At 65.6% G+C, this 15,401-nt stretch carries 15 protein-coding genes; 11 read left to right on the forward strand and 4 right to left on the reverse strand.

Annotated elements, in window-relative coordinates; translation table 11 throughout:
• The first annotated feature begins 96 nt into the window (after positions 1-96).
• Positions 97-2,091 (forward strand): lipoxygenase family protein, encoded by a 1,995-nt coding sequence (locus EBMC1_RS02960; RefSeq protein ID WP_003040314.1) that lies wholly within the window; start codon positions 97-99, stop codon positions 2,089-2,091.
• 157 nt (positions 2,092-2,248) lie between these two features.
• Here EBMC1_RS02960 and purC read toward each other — a convergent pair whose 3' ends face one another.
• Positions 2,249-3,028 carry a phosphoribosylaminoimidazolesuccinocarboxamide synthase gene (gene purC, locus EBMC1_RS02965; protein WP_003040316.1) on the reverse strand — a complete coding sequence of 260 codons (780 nt, stop codon included), beginning with the start codon at positions 3,026-3,028 and terminating at the stop codon, positions 2,249-2,251.
• A gap of 340 nt (positions 3,029-3,368) precedes the next feature.
• Here purC and EBMC1_RS02970 point away from each other — a divergent pair, with 340 nt between their 5' ends.
• The 3 genes from EBMC1_RS02970 (at position 3,369) to EBMC1_RS02980 (ending at position 6,967) form a co-directional block, all read left to right on the forward strand.
• Positions 3,369-4,292 (forward strand): crotonase/enoyl-CoA hydratase family protein, encoded by a 924-nt coding sequence (locus tag EBMC1_RS02970; RefSeq protein ID WP_003040320.1) that lies wholly within the window; start codon positions 3,369-3,371, stop codon positions 4,290-4,292.
• A 290-nt stretch (positions 4,293-4,582) separates the two neighbouring features.
• Complete coding sequence (locus EBMC1_RS02975; protein WP_040589350.1) at positions 4,583-4,981, forward strand: DUF3597 domain-containing protein; 399 nt, start codon at positions 4,583-4,585, stop codon at positions 4,979-4,981.
• 129 nt (positions 4,982-5,110) lie between these two features.
• The gene (locus EBMC1_RS02980) at positions 5,111-6,967 is read left to right on the forward strand and encodes a DUF885 domain-containing protein (protein WP_003040325.1); all 1,857 of its coding nucleotides are present in this window, start codon (positions 5,111-5,113) and stop codon (positions 6,965-6,967) included.
• Between the two features lie 70 nt (positions 6,968-7,037).
• Here EBMC1_RS02980 and EBMC1_RS02985 read toward each other — a convergent pair whose 3' ends face one another.
• The 3 genes from EBMC1_RS02985 to EBMC1_RS02995 all read right to left on the reverse strand — a co-directional run bounded on the left by EBMC1_RS02985 (position 7,038) and on the right by EBMC1_RS02995 (position 9,728).
• Positions 7,038-7,394 carry a hypothetical protein gene (locus EBMC1_RS02985; RefSeq protein WP_003040328.1) on the reverse strand — a complete coding sequence of 119 codons (357 nt, stop codon included), beginning with the start codon at positions 7,392-7,394 and terminating at the stop codon, positions 7,038-7,040.
• A gap of 37 nt (positions 7,395-7,431) precedes the next feature.
• Entirely contained in the window at positions 7,432-7,884 is a 453-nt protein-coding gene (locus EBMC1_RS02990; protein WP_003040331.1) for a hypothetical protein, read from the reverse strand.
• Between the two features lie 242 nt (positions 7,885-8,126).
• The gene (locus EBMC1_RS02995; RefSeq protein ID WP_003040334.1) at positions 8,127-9,728 is read right to left on the reverse strand and encodes a phosphoenolpyruvate carboxykinase; all 1,602 of its coding nucleotides are present in this window, start codon (positions 9,726-9,728) and stop codon (positions 8,127-8,129) included.
• 246 nt (positions 9,729-9,974) lie between these two features.
• Here EBMC1_RS02995 and EBMC1_RS03000 point away from each other — a divergent pair, with 246 nt between their 5' ends.
• The 7 genes from EBMC1_RS03000 (at position 9,975) to EBMC1_RS03030 (ending at position 15,386) form a co-directional block, all read left to right on the forward strand.
• Positions 9,975-10,685 (forward strand): response regulator transcription factor, encoded by a 711-nt coding sequence (locus EBMC1_RS03000; RefSeq protein WP_003040337.1) that lies wholly within the window; start codon positions 9,975-9,977, stop codon positions 10,683-10,685.
• Entirely contained in the window at positions 10,675-12,267 is a 1,593-nt protein-coding gene (locus EBMC1_RS03005) for an ATP-binding protein (protein WP_040589174.1), read from the forward strand. The genes EBMC1_RS03000 and EBMC1_RS03005 overlap by 11 nt, the downstream gene beginning before the upstream one ends.
• Before the next feature lie 59 nt (positions 12,268-12,326).
• A complete protein-coding gene (locus EBMC1_RS03010) occupies positions 12,327-12,773 on the forward strand; it encodes an HPr kinase/phosphorylase (RefSeq protein WP_003040343.1) in 447 nt (148 codons plus the stop codon).
• Entirely contained in the window at positions 12,770-13,708 is a 939-nt protein-coding gene (gene rapZ, locus EBMC1_RS03015) for an RNase adapter RapZ (RefSeq protein WP_003040345.1), read from the forward strand. The genes EBMC1_RS03010 and rapZ overlap by 4 nt, the downstream gene beginning before the upstream one ends.
• Positions 13,709-13,746: 38 nt before the next feature.
• The gene (locus tag EBMC1_RS03020) at positions 13,747-14,151 is read left to right on the forward strand and encodes a PTS sugar transporter subunit IIA (RefSeq protein WP_040589359.1); all 405 of its coding nucleotides are present in this window, start codon (positions 13,747-13,749) and stop codon (positions 14,149-14,151) included.
• Complete coding sequence (locus EBMC1_RS03025) at positions 14,148-14,426, forward strand: HPr family phosphocarrier protein (protein WP_003040349.1); 279 nt, start codon at positions 14,148-14,150, stop codon at positions 14,424-14,426. Before EBMC1_RS03020 ends, EBMC1_RS03025 begins: the two co-directional genes overlap by 4 nt.
• A 147-nt stretch (positions 14,427-14,573) precedes the next feature.
• Positions 14,574-15,386: a TrmH family RNA methyltransferase gene (locus tag EBMC1_RS03030; RefSeq protein ID WP_003040351.1), complete on the forward strand. Its 813-nt coding sequence runs from the start codon at positions 14,574-14,576 to the stop codon at positions 15,384-15,386.
• Positions 15,387-15,401 lie beyond the last annotated feature (15 nt).

Here is a 15,401-nt window from a genome sequence, read left to right on the forward strand (position 1 = left end):
ATCGCCCTAACCGGGCCGCCCCCTCCCTGCGGCATGCCAAAAATTAACCATGTTCTGCGATCCCTCGCGCCGCGTTCATGTCGCAGGAGCTTTCGCATGTCCTTCCCTTCGCCCGATTTCACCGCCCCCAGCCAGATCGACGGCGCAATCCTTCCGCCCGCCGCGCCCAGTCTGCCGCAGCAGGACACGCCGGCGGAGCAGGCCGCGCGCGCCGCGCAACTCGCTGCGACGCGGCAGGTCTATATGTGGACGACCGACGAGCCGTCGCTTCCCGGCGTTCCGCTCGCAACCGACGTGCCCAAACAGGATATGCCGACGATCGCCTGGTTCGCGATCCTGATCGGCGTCGGGCTGGCGATCGTGCGCAATGCACTCGCGGTGAAGCTGGACGGCGTCGACAAGGGCGAACTCGATACGCCGCGCAGCACCTATGAAGCCGCGCTGGCCGAATGCGACGCGATCGAGCAATCGACCGCGCGGATCGCGGCGGGCCATGCGATGAAGGATGGCACGTCGCTCCTCGGCCATTTCGTCGATGAGGTCGAACATGTTGTGGCTGCGGTCGAAGCCGACACGCAGCTTGCGAAGCTGGAGGCGCATCGCCAGCGGATCGAAGCGCTGATCAAGGTCAGCGCGGCCGAAGTGGCCGGCCTCGGCAGCAGCGCGCCGCGCAGCCTCGACGCTTATCGCGCCCTGTTCCGGACGCTGCCCGTTCCCGGTGTCGCCTATGATTTTCAGGACGATGCCTGTTTCGCGCGGCTGCGCGTTCAGGGGCCGAACAATATGCTGATCGCCGCGGCGGGCGACGCGCTCCCGACCAATTTCCCGCTCAGCCCCGCGCGCTATGCCGCGGTGGTCAATGGCGACACGCTGGACGCCGCGCTTGCCGAGCGCCGGCTGTTCCTGCTCGACTATGCCGAACTCGCGGTGCTGACGCCGGGCACCTACGGCAGCCTTGCCAAATATGTCTGGCAGCCGATTGCGCTGTTCGCGGTGCCGCCGGGCGGATCGGCACTCGTTCCGGTCGCGATCCAGTGCGGGCAGGATCCCGCGCTGCACCCCATCTTCACGCCCTCGGCCGCCGCCGATGCGCAATGGGGCTGGGAGATGGCGAAGCTGGTCGTTCGGGTCGCCGACGGCAATTATCACGAACTCTTCACGCATCTGGCGTGCACCCATCTGGTGATCGAGGCTTTCGCGGTCGCCACACACCGCCATCTGGCCCAGGCGCATCCGCTATGGGCGCTGCTCGTCCCGCATTTCGAAGGGACACTGTTCATCAACGATCAGGCCGCGACCTCGCTGATCGCCGCGAACGGGCCGATCGACCATATTTTCGCAGGCACTATCGCATCCAGCCAGGCCGCGGCGGCCGACGACCGGCTGGCCTTCGACTTTTACGGCAAGATGCTGCCGGCCGATCTGGCCGCACGCGGGGTCGGGACCGGATCGACGCTCGCCGACTATCCCTATCGCGACGACGCGCTGCTGGTGTGGAATGCGATCCGCGAATGGGCGCGCCAATATGTCTGGCTCTATTATGCCGACGATGACGCGGTTGTCGGCGACACCGAACTCGCCGCCTGGGCCGACAGCCTGGCCGGCGAAGCGCGGATCACGGGTTTCGGCCCGATCGCCACGCGCGACCAGCTTGCCGATGTCTGCACTATGGTGATGTTCACCGCGAGCGCACAGCATGCCGCGGTGAATTTCCCGCAAAAGGACATCATGGCCTTTGCGCCCGCCGTCACCGGCGCGGCGTGGCAGGCCGCGCCAGATTGCGAGCGTGGGCAGGACAAGCCGGGGTGGCTCGCGATGATGCCACCGATGGCGCTGGCGCTCGAACAGCTCAACGTGCTCGAACTCCTGGGTTCGGTGCATTACCGCCCGCTCGGCGACTATCGCAGCAACAGCTTCCCCTACCCGCCATGGTTCCAGGATCCGCGTGTCACCGCGCCCGAGGGGCCGCTCGCGTGGTTCAAGGGGGCGCTGGCCAATGTCGAAACCGCGATCGCCGCGCGCAACGCGCAGCGGCGGCAGCCCTATCCCTATCTGCAGCCCAGCCTGATTCCGACGAGCATCAATATCTGAGGCAGCGTCAGCGACAAAACTGCGTCATGGCGAGCCCGGCAAGGCCGGGTGAAGCAATCCAGAGCGGTTTACGCGCGCTCTGGATTGCCGCGTCGCCTTCGGCTCCTCGATATGGCGCGGCGGCAAACTCTCAGCCGCGCGCGGGATGGGAGCGGCCTTAGCTGCCCTTCTTCTTGCGGTGCGTTTCGAGGTCGAGCACTGCATTGTCGCCGCCTTCGGGCATCAGGCCAAGGCGCCGCGCAACTTCCTGATAGGCTTCGACTTCGCCGCCGAGGTCGCGGCGGAAGCGATCCTTGTCGAGCTTTTCATTGGTGTTCATGTCCCACAGGCGGCAGCCGTCGGGGCTGATTTCGTCGGCCAGGATGATACGGCTGTAATCGCCGTCGTAGAGCCGTCCGAATTCGAGCTTGAAGTCGACGAGGCGGATACCGACCGCCGCGAACATACCGCTCATGAAATCATTGATGCGGATTGCCATGTCCTGAATGTCGTGCAGCTCGTCCTGGCTGCACCAGTTGAAGCAGGCGATATGTTCTTCGGCGACCAGCGGATCGCCGAGCGCATCGTCCTTGTAGCAATATTCGATCAGCGTGCGCGGCAGCGGCGTGCCTTCCTCCAGCCCGAGGCGCTTCGACAGCGTGCCCGCCGCGACATTGCGCACGATCACCTCGATCGGCACGATCTCGACCTGACGGATCAGCTGTTCGCGCATGTTGAGGCGGCGGATGAAGTGCGTCGGCACGCCGATATTGCCGAGCAGCGTGAAGACATGCTCCGAAATCCGGTTGTTGAGCACACCCTTGCCGTTGATCGTACCGCGCTTTTGCGCGTTGAACGCGGTCGCATCATCCTTGAAATACTGGATCAGCGTGCCCGGTTCGGGGCCTTCGTAGAGGATCTTCGCTTTGCCTTCGTAGATCTGGCGGCGACGGGCCATGGCGGTCAACTTTCTGTCGGAACCAAATGAATGGCCCCGGCAAAGCGACTCAAATGTGAGCGCGACGCCGGGGCGGTCGGGGCGCCTATAGCGACAAAGCGAGGGCGCGTCATCCCCGGTTGAAAGCGATCCTCCCTGTCGCGCAGCGATGGGGAGGTGGCAGCGGCGTAGCCGCTGACGGAGGGGCCTTTGCGCAACGCCGCTGCCCCGCCACCATCCTTCGGATGGTCCCCCTCCCCATCGCTGCGCGACAGGGAGGATCTTTCTTTACGTTTACGTAAAGTGCTTGCACTCGACGCCGTCGCTTGCAACGCTGCTACCAAAGCCAAGGAGAGAGAAGATGAGCTTCGACCAGATTCGCCTCGACCGCCACGAAGGCATCGCACTGCTGACCCTCTATCGCCCCGACCGCATGAACGCCTTCACCGGCGAGATGATGCAGGAAATCATTACCGCGCTCGACGAATGCGATGCCGACGACGGCGTCCGCGCGGTGATCTTCACCGGTCATGGCGAAAAGGCCTATTGCGCGGGCGCCGATCTGGGCGCGGGCGCCGCGACCTTCGATTATGACAAGCGCGCCGACAAGCAGGCGCTGCTGCCCGACGGTACCCCGGCCAGCCCGATCGGCGAAGACGGCACGATCAACTGGTCGCACCCGCTGATCCGCGACGGCGGTGGCCGCGTGTCGATGCGCATATTCGAGGCGAAAAAGCCTGTCCTCGGTGCCATCAATGGCGCCGCGGTCGGCATCGGCGCGACAATGACGCTTTCGATGGATGCCCGGCTGGCGAGCGACAATGCCCGCTACGGCTTCGTCTTCGCGCGCCGCGGCATCGTCCCCGAAGCGGCCTCGAGCTGGTTCCTGCCGCGCCTCGTCGGCATCCAGACCGCGCTCGATTGGTGCTATTCGGGCCGGCTGATCCCTGCCGCCGAAGCGCATGAAAAGGGGCTGGTCCAGTCGGTCCATACACAGGGCGAGCTGGTCGACGCTGCGATCGCCAAGGCGCGCGAGCTGACCGGCGACAGCGCTCCGGTATCGGTCGCGCTGACGCGGCACATGATGTGGCGGATGCTCGGCGCCCCGCACCCGATGAGCGCCCACCGCTGGGACAGCCGCGTGATCTTCGCTCGCGGCCGCAGCCCCGACGCGGCCGAAGGCGTAACCAGCTTCCTCGAAAAGCGCGCGCCCAACTTCACCGCCAGCGTCGCCAACGACTATCCGGCGTTCGGGGAGTTCGAGGACGCTCCGCCCTATAGCTGAGCCCATAAGCGATGCTGCGGGTCAGGGCCGTCCGGGCTCTGACCCCGGCGTTCCGGCGCTAGCCCCAGCACGCGTACCATCGCGATTTGATGCCGCCGACCGGCTGCAGAATGTCGGTGAGATTCATGCAAATTCTCCCACCGCGGCGCGGGATCGAACTCAGCCGATGGGGGTTGGTATAGCAGCGCGGGCACCGAGGGGGAGCGGTTCATTCTCCTGTCATCCACCCGCCGCATAAATGAGTCTGGCGCGCTTCGTCCGAAGCGCCGGACCAAAGTGGGAGCATGAACATGAGCATTTTCAGCAAGATAAAAGACGCGATCTTCGGCAAGAAGGCGGAAGCCGCCACTCCCGCTCCAGCGGCACCAGCTGCTCCTCCCGAGGTCCCCGCTGGTCCGGCCGCGGTCGCAGTGCCCACTGCCGCAATCAGCGAAGTCGATGTCGAGGCTATCCTCGCCGCAGAAGCCGCCAAGGTGACGCAGCCGCTCAACTGGCGCACCTCGATCGTCGATCTGATGAAGCTGCTCGACATCGATTCGAGCCTTGCCAATCGCAAGGAGCTGGCGCAGGAACTGGGCTATACCGGCGAACTCAACGGCAGCGCCGAAATGAATATCTGGCTGCATAAAGCGGTGATGCGCGAGCTTGCGGCGAACGGCGGCAAGGTTCCCGCCGACCTGACCGACTGACAAAGCGCCGATAATTTTCGACCGGGGCCGGGCGCACGGGGTGCGTTTCCGGCCCCTTTCGATTGACCCGGGGCAGCAGCGGCTCCAAATGATTTCTTCAGAAACGAGAATATCCAGGGGAGCCGCCGAATGCCCGAAGCCTTTGCCACGCCCGTCAGCCGCCGTCAGACGATCGCCACCCTCGGTGCCGGAGTCGCGGGGCTGGCCTTGACCGCCCCGGCCCGCGCCTTCGCGCCCGCGACCAGCGGTGAGGGCGCGGCGGGCGCCGACGCGCTGTTGACCTCGATCGCCGACAATCTCCTCGCCCATTCGCCCGAGGGAGCGACCTCGCTCGGCATCGATACCGGCGCGCGCGCGGCGATGCGGGCGCAGCTCGGCGATCGGTCGGCGGCGGGGCAGCAGGCACTGGCCGCGACGCTGAAGGCTGATCTGGCGCGCGTCCGCGCCTTCGACACGGCGGGGCTCGACCATGCGACGCGAACCAGCCTTGCGGTCGTCGACAGCGCCTATGACGTCGCGCTCGCCGGCTTTGCGCAGCCCTATGGCGATGTCGCGGTGGGCGGCTGGCGCAACACGCCCTATGTCGTCATCCAGAATGTCGGCGCCTATCTCGACGTGCCGAAATTTCTCGACAGCGATCATCCGGTCAAGACGAGCGCCGACGCCGAGGCCTATCTTGCGCGCCTCGCCGCCTATCCCGCCGCACTCGACGGCGAAACCGAACGGCTCAAGGCTGCCGCCGCCCAAGGCCTCATCGCCCCGGCCTTCCTGATCGACAAGGCGGTCAAGCAGATGGATGCGAGCCTTGCCGACGCCCGCGACGGCGGCGGACTGGTCGAGAGCCTCGCCTCCCGGACGCGCGAACAGAATATTGCGGGGAACTGGGGTCCGCGCGCCGAAACGATCACGCGCGAGACGGTGGTACCGGCGCTCGAACGCCAGCTTGCCGAACTCAAGGCGCAACGGCCAAAGGCGACAATGGACGCGGGCATGTGGGCACGCCCGCACGGCGACGAATTCTATGCCTGGGCGCTGCGCGCATCGACCACGACGCGGATGACCCCCGATGAGGTTCACAAAATGGGTCTGGAGCAGCTTGAAGAGTTGCACGGCCGGATGGACCCGATCCTTCAGAAGCTCGGCTATACGCAAGGGTCCGTCGGCGACCGGATGAACGCGCTGGCGAAAGACCCGCGCTTCAAATTCCCCGACAATGATCAGGGCCGGGCCGAGATCGTCGCCTATATCCAGAGCTGGCTGAACAAGATTCGCGCCCAGTTGCCGCGCGCCTTCCGTACGATGATGAAAGGCAATGTCGAGGTGAAGCGCCTGCCGCTCGCCGAAGAACCCGGCGCGCCTGCGGCCTATGGCGGCGCCGGATCGATCGACGGATCGATCCCCGGCCGCTTCTGGATCAACCTGCGCACGACCGATCTGCACAGCAAATATTCGCTCCCCGACTTGGCGATGCACGAAGCGATCCCGGGCCATGCCTGGCAGGGCGAATATGCGAACAAGATGCCGCTGATCCGCTCGATGCTCGCCTTCAACGCCTATTCCGAGGGCTGGGCGCTTTATGCCGAGCAGCTTGCCGACGAGCTGGGGCTTTACGACGATTTCGAGGTCGGACGGCTCGGCTATCTTCAGTCGATCGCCTTTCGCGCCTGCCGCCTCGTCGTCGATACGGGGATCCACGCGAAGCGCTGGACGCGCGAGGAGGGCGTGCGCTTCTTCGTCGAACGCAATGGATCGAACCCGCTGGAGGTCGCGAGCGAAGTCGATCGCTATTGCAGCTGGGTCGGGCAGGCCTGCGGCTACAAGGTCGGCCACAGCGAAATCGTCCGCCAGCGCGGCCGCGCCCAGACCGCGCTGGGTGCAAAATATGACCTGCGCGATTTCGACGACACGGTCGTGCTCGGCGGCAATGTGCCGCTCGACGTTCTCGCGAAGAATGTCGACGAATATATCGCGGAAACGAAGGGATAGTGCCCGGAAAAAGGCAAGGCGATCCTTCGTTGACGCTATCGCCGACGGTAGGCGGACCTGACGGGTTCGCCTATTTCTTCCCGAACAGCGAGCCCGCTATGCCGCCCAGGTCATTGAGCGGGTTGCCATCGCCATCGCGGTCGAGCGCACCGAGAATGCCCGCGCCGCCGTCCTGCTGGACCATCTGCGCAAAGCGGCCGAGCGAGCCTTCGCCGCCGATCTGGCCGATGATCTCCTGCAACTTGTCGAGCGGCAGACCGGTGGTCGCGGCAGCGCCTTCGGCGGTGTCACCCTGCATCGGGTGATGCTTGGCGAGCGCGGCAATCGCCGATTCGACATGCTCGGGCGACAGGCCGACCTTGGCGGCAAGGTTAGCCACCGTGTCGTTTCCGGAAATCTGTCCGAGAATATTGTCCAAGATGCTCATGGCTGCGCTCCTTCGCTTCGAGTCGGAACCGACGCTATCACGGCGCAGGCAGCGGCGCGAGGTCCGGCGGGACGAACCCGCGCCGCGCCGGCACCGAAAAGAGCAGATCGCGGCTGTAGAAGCGCAGCGGCCAGTCGCGCGCGCCCACGGGCGATCGCAGCAACGCATTGACGCGGCTGGTCAGGCCCGTCTCCGCCGTTTCAGCGAGGAACAACCGCACCCCCGCGACATAGGCGCGGGTGATGCTGTCGTGATAGCCCTGCGTGTCGTCGTTCACGCCGCCCACGCTTTCGTTGAAGCGGCGGATGATCGGCGCAATTTCGGCATCGACGTCGATGTCGGGGCGCTCGCTCAGCAGCCAGAGGCACGCCGCCAGATGCGCCTCGTGCGTCCACGCCTCGCGCGGCAGGGTGCAGCCGAGCAAGCCTGCACCGATCGCGCGAATATCGGCATCGCGCTCGAACAGGCGCGGGGTAAAGTCGGTGGTCATGGGTCCGGTCCTTCCGGGTGAATGAGCACCCGGAAGTTTCCGGGTTGGGGTTCTAACCCGCCCAATACACCGCTGAGGTTTGAAGCGATTTCGTTCAGTGCAAGGAGAAGAGACGCCCGGATATAGATATATCCCAAGGCTCTTCGACGCGGCAATGGACGAAATCGGTCAAATCCCGAAGGGACGCCCAAATGGCTTCGCCATTTGGGCGCCTCAGCGGCGTATTGGGCGGGTTCTAACCCTTAGGCCGCGACGGCGGCCTGCGGTGCGGCGTTGCGGACGCCTTCGTCGACATGGTCCGCAAATTGCGCGAAATTGTCGATGAATTGCTGCACCAGCGTTTGCGCCGTGCGGTCATAGGCCGCCTTGTCGGCCCAGGCTTCGCGCGGATCGAGCAGGCCCGAATCGACGCCGGGCACCGCAACGGGAACCATGAAGCCGAAATTCGGATCCTTGCGGAATTCCGCATTGTTCAGGCTGCCGTCGAGCGCCGCGTTGAGCAGTGCGCGGGTCGCCTTGATCGGCATGCGGCTGATCCCCTCCATCGTCGCCATGCCGCCGGTCCAGCCGGTGTTGACGAGCCAGCATTCGACGCCGCCCTTGGCGATGCGCTCCTTGAGGAGGTTGCCGTAAACCGACGGATGGCGCGGCATGAACGGCGCGCCGAAGCAGGTCGAGAAGGTCGCCTCGGGCTCGGTCACGCCGATTTCGGTGCCCGCAACGCGCGCAGTATAGCCCGACAGGAAGTGATACATCGCCTGATCGGGGGTCAGCTTCGCGATCGGCGGCAGCACGCCATAGGCATCCGCGGTGAGCATAATGATATTCTTGGGCACCGGGCCCATATTCTTTTCCGACGCATTCGGGATGAAGTCGATCGGATAGGACCCGCGGCTGTTTTCGGCGAGGCTGTTGTCGTCGAGGTCGAGTTCGCGCGTCGCGGGGTCGATCACCACATTTTCGAGCACCGTGCCAAAACGCTTTGTCGTCGCATAGATTTCGGGTTCGGCCTCCGCCGACAGGCGGATCATCTTGGCGTAGCAGCCGCCTTCGAAGTTGAAGACCGCGGTGTCCGACCAGCCATGTTCATCGTCGCCGATCAGCGTGCGCGAGGCGTCGGCCGACAGCGTCGTCTTGCCGGTGCCCGACAGGCCGAAGAAAACCGCCGTATCGCCGTCGGCGCCGATGTTCGCCGAGCAATGCATCGGCATCACGCCCTGCACCGGAAGGAGATAGTTGAGGATGCCGAACACCGACTTCTTCATCTCGCCGGCATATTGCGTGCCGCCGATCAGGATCAGCTTTTCGGAGAAGTTCACCGCGATCACCGTTTCGGTGCGCGAACCATGTTTCGCCGGGTCGGCGCGGAAGCTCGGCAGGTCGATGATCGTATATTCGGTCGCGAAGGACGCCAGTTCCTCGGCCGTCGGACGGCAGAGCAGCGTGCGAATGAACTGGCTGTGCCAGGCGAATTCGGTGATGACCTGCACCCCGACGCGATATTCGGGCTGCGAACCGCCGAACAGCTGCTGGCGATAGACGCGGTCGCGCGATGCGAGATGGGCAAAGAAATCGGCCTTGAGCGCTGCGAAATGATCGGGGGTCATCGGCACATTGGTCTTGCCCCACCAGATCGTATCTGCCGTTTCGGCATCCTGGACGATGAACTTGTCCTTGGCGCTGCGCCCGGTGTGCTTGCCGGTGGCGACGACGAGCGGGCCGTCCTTCGCGAGCAGGCCTTCGCCATTGCGCACGGCATCCTCGACGAGCTGCGCGGTGCCCCAGTTTTCGGCCACATCCGCTTTGGTTTCGACGGTGTCGGTGCCGATCACAACCTTGGTCATTTGCTTCGCCTTTCCTCTGCGCCGCGCGCACCTTTGCATAGGTATGCAGGACATGCCATGCGAAAGCGATGGGCCCGCATGAACATGGGGTGCCGACGTCACGCCGATTCCGAAATCCCGGCCGCGTTAGCGATAGCCGAGGCCGAGGTCAAAAGATTAAAAGGTGAATCGCGGGCGGGACGTGCGCAGTTGTCGCTGGGCGGCAGATCGGCTAGTCCGGCGCCGGGTCCGCCCAATGGAAAGAGCATGACGGCAACCATCGCGCTGGTCGACGACGACCGCAACATCCTGCAATCCCTGTCGATCGCGCTTCAGGCCGAAGGCTTTGTCACGCGCGTCTATTCGGACGGCGAAGCCGCGCTGAAGCCGCTCATCGACAATCCGCCCGATCTGGCCGTCTTCGACGTCAAGATGCCGCGCATGGACGGGCTCGAGCTGCTGCGCCGCCTGCGCGAGAAAAGCCAGCTTCCGGTGATCTTCCTCACCAGCAAGGACGACGAGATCGACGAGGCGCTGGGACTCGCGATGGGTGCCGACGACTATATCTCCAAACCCTTTTCGCAGCGGCTGCTGATCGCCCGCATCCGCGCGATCCTGCGCCGCGTCGACCTCAACCGCAATGCCGCGGCCGCCGACGACGAGCCTGCGGCCGAACCGATCGTGCGGGGCCGGCTCGCGATGGACCCGGCGCGGCACAAGGTGAGCTGGGGCGGCAGGGATGTGACGCTGACCGTCACCGAATTCCTGATTCTGGAGACGCTTGCCAGCCGCCCGGGCATCGTGCGCAGCCGCAACCAGCTTCTCGACGCGGCCTATCAGGACGATGTCTATATCGACGATCGCACCATCGACAGCCACATCAAGCGCCTGCGCCGCAAGTTCCGCGAGGTCGATTCGGACTTCGACGCGATCGAGACGCTCTATGGTGCGGGGTATCGTTTCTCCGATGATGGCTGACGCGTCGATTGCCGAACAGGAAGAGGCGCCGCTCGTCTGGTCGGCGCGCTGGTCGCTGACGACGCGCATCCTGGCCGTCAACATCCTGGCGATCGCGCTGCTGGCGGGCGGATTCTTCTATCTCGATACCTATCGCACCCGCCTCGTCGATACGCGCATTTCCGAAATGCAGGACCAGCTCGGCCTGCTCGACAGCGCGCTCGAGGCGGCGCGCCCCGACCAGCGTGCGCGGCTGATCGGCGAATTCACGCGCGCGACCGAATCGCGGCTGCGCTTCTATGCTGCCGATGGCCGCAAGCTGTCCGACAGTTTCGATCATGGGCCGCCGACCTATACGCTTCGCGATCCCGATTTGCAGGCGTGGCAGCGCGATGCGGCGCGCGCGATGGACCGCGGCATCGACTGGATCGTCGGCGCGCCGAGCTACCCCGAATTTACCGAACCGGCCCGGGACACGCTCGCCGCCTGGCCCGAGGCCGAAGCGACATTGCGCAGCGGCGAAGCGCAGGCGCGATTCCGCTATGCCCCCGAACGCACCCCGCTGCTCAGCGCCACCCGCGTCGTCGATCTGGAGACACCCGAGGTGATGCTGATGACGCTCAACGCGCGCGACATCACGCGCACGGTGCGCGCCGAGCGCTTCCGCCTCGCGATCGTCATCGCGATGGTCGTGATCGCATCGGTCCTGCTGTCGCTGTTTCTGGCGCGCACGATCGTTCGCCCGCTGCGCCGACTGGCACGCGCCGCCGTTCGCGTCCGGCTGGGCCGCGCGCGCGAGGTGGTCGTCCCCCGCCTGCCGAGCCGCCGCGACGAGATCGGCACGCTGGCACGCGCGCTGAGCGACATGACGCAGGCGCTGCGCGAGCGCATCGACGCGGGCGAACATTTCGCCGCCGATGTGACCCACGAGCTTAAAAATCCCATCGCATCGGTGCGATCGGCGATCGAAGGGCTGGGGCGCGTCACGTCCGACGTGCAGCGCACCCAGTTGCTCGCTATCGCCGACGAGGATGTCCGCCGGCTCGACCGCCTCGTCACCGACATCAGCGACGCAAGCCGGATCGACGCGCAATTGTCGCGCGCGTCTTTTGAACCCGTCGATGTCGGGCTGATGATCGAATCAATGCTCGCCGCGCGCTGCGCCCGCAACAGCCAGAACGAAGATCGACCGCGCATCGCCTTTGCGCGGCCGCGCAAGGGGACGACTGCGGTGATGGGCGACGGCCATCGGATCGAGCGGGCGATCGACAATGTCATCGACAATGCGATCAGCTTCTCGCCCGCAGGCGGCCTCGTCTGCATCGCCGCCACGCGGCTGGGCGACGAGGTTCACGTGCGGGTCGACGACGACGGGCCGGGGATCGAACCGTCGCAGCGCGAAGCAATTTTTCGCCGTTTCCACAGCGAACGGCCGTCGGGGGAAGCGTTCGGCAAGCATAGCGGGCTGGGCCTCGCCATCGCGCGAACGATCATCGAGGGGCATGGCGGCACCATCTCGGCGCGCGACCGCGACGACGGCCGGCCCGGCGCCAGCCTGCTGATCACCCTGCCCGCGCGCGAAGGCTCCGATCCTACAGGCTGAATTTGCCGCGGGCGCCTATCGCCTTGCAGCCCCGCTTCGTCGCCGGTAAGCCTGCACCCATGTTCCCGAGCAGGACCAGGGCCGAGATCCACAATATCCATGCGAGCTGCGTGGCAGCGGGCAATGGCGGCGTCCTGATTCTCGGCAATTCGGGTCAAGGCAAGTCGGATCTTGCGCTCCGCCTGCTCGACCGGGGCGCGCGGCTCGTCGCCGACGACCGCTGCGACATATGGTACGAGCGCGGACGCCTGTGGTGCCGCCCGCCCGAAAATCTGGCCGGAAAGCTGGAAGTGCGCGGCATCGGCATCATCGAGCGACCGTGGACCGCTCCGGTGCCGCTGGCGCTCGCGGTCCGGCTTACCGACCATTATGATCGCATGCCCGCGGTGAATCAGGTCGAAATGGTCGTCGGTCATCCGCTGCCCGCGCTGCTGCTTTCGGCCTTCGAAGTATCGGCCCCGATCAAGATATTGCTCGCGCTCGAACGGCTGGCGCCGGCCGCATGAGCGATCCCGCCGCACCGCGTCTCCTGCTCGTCACCGGCCTTTCGGGCGCCGGCAAGTCGACCGTACTCAAGGTGCTGGAGGATCTGGGGTGGGAGGTTGTCGACAATCTGCCGCTCGCGCTGCTCGACGCGCTGATCGACGCACCGGTGCAGCGCAGCGCGGCGAACCGGCCGATCGCGGTGGGCATCGACAGTCGCAGCCGCGGTTTCAAGCCGGCGCTGCTCGTCAAACGCATGAAGGAACTGCGCGAAGCGGGCGGGCGCGACATGCAGACGCTGTTCCTCGATTGCGCGGGCGCTGAACTCGAACGGCGCTTTTCGGAGACGCGCCGCCGCCACCCGATGGCGGAGGACCGCCCCGCCGCCGACGGCATCGCGCGCGAACGCGAGATGATGGAGCCGCTCCGCCGCTGGGCGGAGCATGTCATCGACACGACCAACTATACGAGCAACGATCTGCAGCAAGAGGTGCGCCAGCGCTTCGGCGGCGGCGGCGACGATGCGCCGGTGCTCAACATATTGAGCTTCGGCTTCGCGCGCGGGTTGCCGCGCCACGCCGATCTGGTGTTCGACATGCGCTATCTGCGCAATCCGCACTGGGACGCGGCGCTGCGCCCGCACACCGGGCTCGACCCCGACGTCGCCGCCTATATCCGCACCGATCCCGCTTATGAAGCGACGGTGGCGCAGATCGAAACCCTGCTCCTCACCCTGCTGCCGCGTTACCGCGCCGAAGGGAAAAGCTATGTCACCATCGCCTTCGGCTGCACCGGCGGGCGCCACCGTTCGGTCCATGTCGCCGATCGTGTTGCCCGAACGCTACGCGCCGCGGGCCACGAACCCACGGTGACCCACCGCAACCTTGACTCGGCCCCGCAAGATGGGCTTGAGGGCAAGCCCCCGCCCGCATCTCCCGCACCCGGCGGACAAACATAAGGGTCTCGCTTTTCATGCCCACCGATAAAGCCCTGCCGCTGCTCGGAATGGTTCTCGTCACGCACGGCCGCCTCGCCGAGGAAATGGTGACGGCGATGGAACATGTGGTGGGACCGCAGCGCGCGGTGGCGACGGTGTGCATCGGCCCCAATGACAATATGGAAGTGCGCCGCGGCGAAATTGCCGAAGCGATCCAGCGCGTCGACGAAGGGCGCGGGGTCGTCATACTGACCGACCTGTTCGGCGGCACCCCGTCGAACCTTGCCATCAGCCTGCTGGAAAGCGGGCGAACCGAAGTCATTGCCGGCGTCAACCTGCCGATGCTCATCCGGCTGGAAAGCGCGCGCAAGACGATGGACCTGCGTGCCGCGGTGATCGCGGCCAAGGAAGCAGGCCAGAAATATATTTCCGTCGCATCGGAAATGTTGGGGGTGGGGCCATGAACCAGATCAGCGAAACGGTAGAAATCACCAACCAGCGCGGTCTGCACGCCCGCGCCAGCGCCAAGTTCGTTACCTTCGTCAGCCGCCTGCCCGAAACCGTGTCGGTCGAGGTCGAAAAGGGTGGGTCGCGCGTATCGGGATCGTCGATCATGGGATTGATGATGCTGGGCGCGGCGAAGGGCGACAGCATCACCATCCACACCAGCGGCGACGGCGCCGAAGCCGCGATGCTCAAGCTCGTCGGGCTGGTCAAGGACAGCTTCGGCGAGGACTAGATACGCTCCTCCCTTCTGCCGCATCCCCGAGCGAAGACGAGGGGGCATGGCGAGCGAAGTCGAGGCAAGGACTTTGCGGGTTCTCGCTTCGCTCGAAGGGGCCCCTCGTCTTCGCTCAGGGAGACGGAATCCCAAGGAACACCAGAGTTGACCCATCGCCGTTCCCGAATCGAAAGCCTGTCGAACCCGCTCGTCAAGCGGATGCGGCTGCTGCGCGAAAAGCGGCATCGCCGCGCCGAGGGGCTGTTCCTGGCCGAAGGGCTGCGCATTGCGACTGAAGCGCGCGAGGCGGGCATATTGCCGCGCTGGCTGTTTCTGGCCGAAGAGGGCGCCGCGCACCCGCTCGCGCGGGCGCTGATCGACGCGACGCTGGCGAGCGGCGGCGAGGTGATCGACACGACGCCGGCGATCCTCTCCAAATTGTCGGGCAAGGACAATCCGCAGACCGTCGTCGGCATCTATGCCGAGCCGCGGACCGCGCTATCCGACCTCGATCGCGACGCGGCGCCGATCTGGCTGGTTGCCGAACGGCTGCGCGATCCCGGCAATCTGGGCACCATGCTGCGTACCGGCGACGCGGTCGGCGCCGGCGGGTTGATCCTGCTCGGCGAATCGACCGATCCCTATGGCGTCGAGGCGGTGCGCGCGAGCATGGGGGCGATCTTCACCCAGCGGCTGGTGCAGGCCGAATGGGACGAGTTTCTGCCCTGGCTGCGCAGCGGGCGCGGCGAACTGGTCGCAACCTGGCTCGGCGACGACACCAAGGATTATCAGGCGGTGCGTTATGCCGCCCCCACCTTCATCCTGATCGGCAATGAATCGCAGGGCCTGCCGCAAGCCTATGCCGAAGCCGCCGACGTGCGCGTAAAAATGCCGATGATGGGCAAGGCCGACAGCCTGAACGCGGCCGTTGCGGCCGCAGTCATGGCCTATGAAGTGCTGAACCAGCAGCGAAGCTGAACGCTGGCCATGCAA

The organism is Sphingopyxis sp. MC1, from assembly GCF_000371385.1.
Lineage (GTDB): Bacteria > Pseudomonadota > Alphaproteobacteria > Sphingomonadales > Sphingomonadaceae > Sphingopyxis > Sphingopyxis terrae.

What these genes read in the sequence shown, in the direction of transcription:
- EBMC1_RS03010 (WP_003040343.1), top strand. Translation starts at nt 12,327, where the DNA reads ATGTTCCCGAGCAGGACCAGGGCCGAGATCCACAATATCCATGCGAGC.
- EBMC1_RS02975 (WP_040589350.1), top strand. Translation starts at nt 4,583, where the DNA reads ATGAGCATTTTCAGCAAGATAAAAGACGCGATCTTCGGCAAGAAGGCG.
- EBMC1_RS02985 (WP_003040328.1), bottom strand. Translation starts at nt 7,394, where the DNA reads ATGAGCATCTTGGACAATATTCTCGGACAGATTTCCGGAAACGACACG.
- purC (WP_003040316.1), bottom strand. Translation starts at nt 3,028, where the DNA reads ATGGCCCGTCGCCGCCAGATCTACGAAGGCAAAGCGAAGATCCTCTAC.
- EBMC1_RS02995 (WP_003040334.1), bottom strand. Translation starts at nt 9,728, where the DNA reads ATGACCAAGGTTGTGATCGGCACCGACACCGTCGAAACCAAAGCGGAT.
- EBMC1_RS03005 (WP_040589174.1), top strand. Translation starts at nt 10,675, where the DNA reads ATGATGGCTGACGCGTCGATTGCCGAACAGGAAGAGGCGCCGCTCGTC.
- EBMC1_RS03000 (WP_003040337.1), top strand. Translation starts at nt 9,975, where the DNA reads ATGACGGCAACCATCGCGCTGGTCGACGACGACCGCAACATCCTGCAA.
- EBMC1_RS02990 (WP_003040331.1), bottom strand. Translation starts at nt 7,884, where the DNA reads ATGACCACCGACTTTACCCCGCGCCTGTTCGAGCGCGATGCCGATATT.
- EBMC1_RS02960 (WP_003040314.1), top strand. Translation starts at nt 97, where the DNA reads ATGTCCTTCCCTTCGCCCGATTTCACCGCCCCCAGCCAGATCGACGGC.
- EBMC1_RS02970 (WP_003040320.1), top strand. Translation starts at nt 3,369, where the DNA reads ATGAGCTTCGACCAGATTCGCCTCGACCGCCACGAAGGCATCGCACTG.
- EBMC1_RS02980 (WP_003040325.1), top strand. Translation starts at nt 5,111, where the DNA reads ATGCCCGAAGCCTTTGCCACGCCCGTCAGCCGCCGTCAGACGATCGCC.
- rapZ (WP_003040345.1), top strand. Translation starts at nt 12,770, where the DNA reads ATGAGCGATCCCGCCGCACCGCGTCTCCTGCTCGTCACCGGCCTTTCG.
- EBMC1_RS03025 (WP_003040349.1), top strand. Translation starts at nt 14,148, where the DNA reads ATGAACCAGATCAGCGAAACGGTAGAAATCACCAACCAGCGCGGTCTG.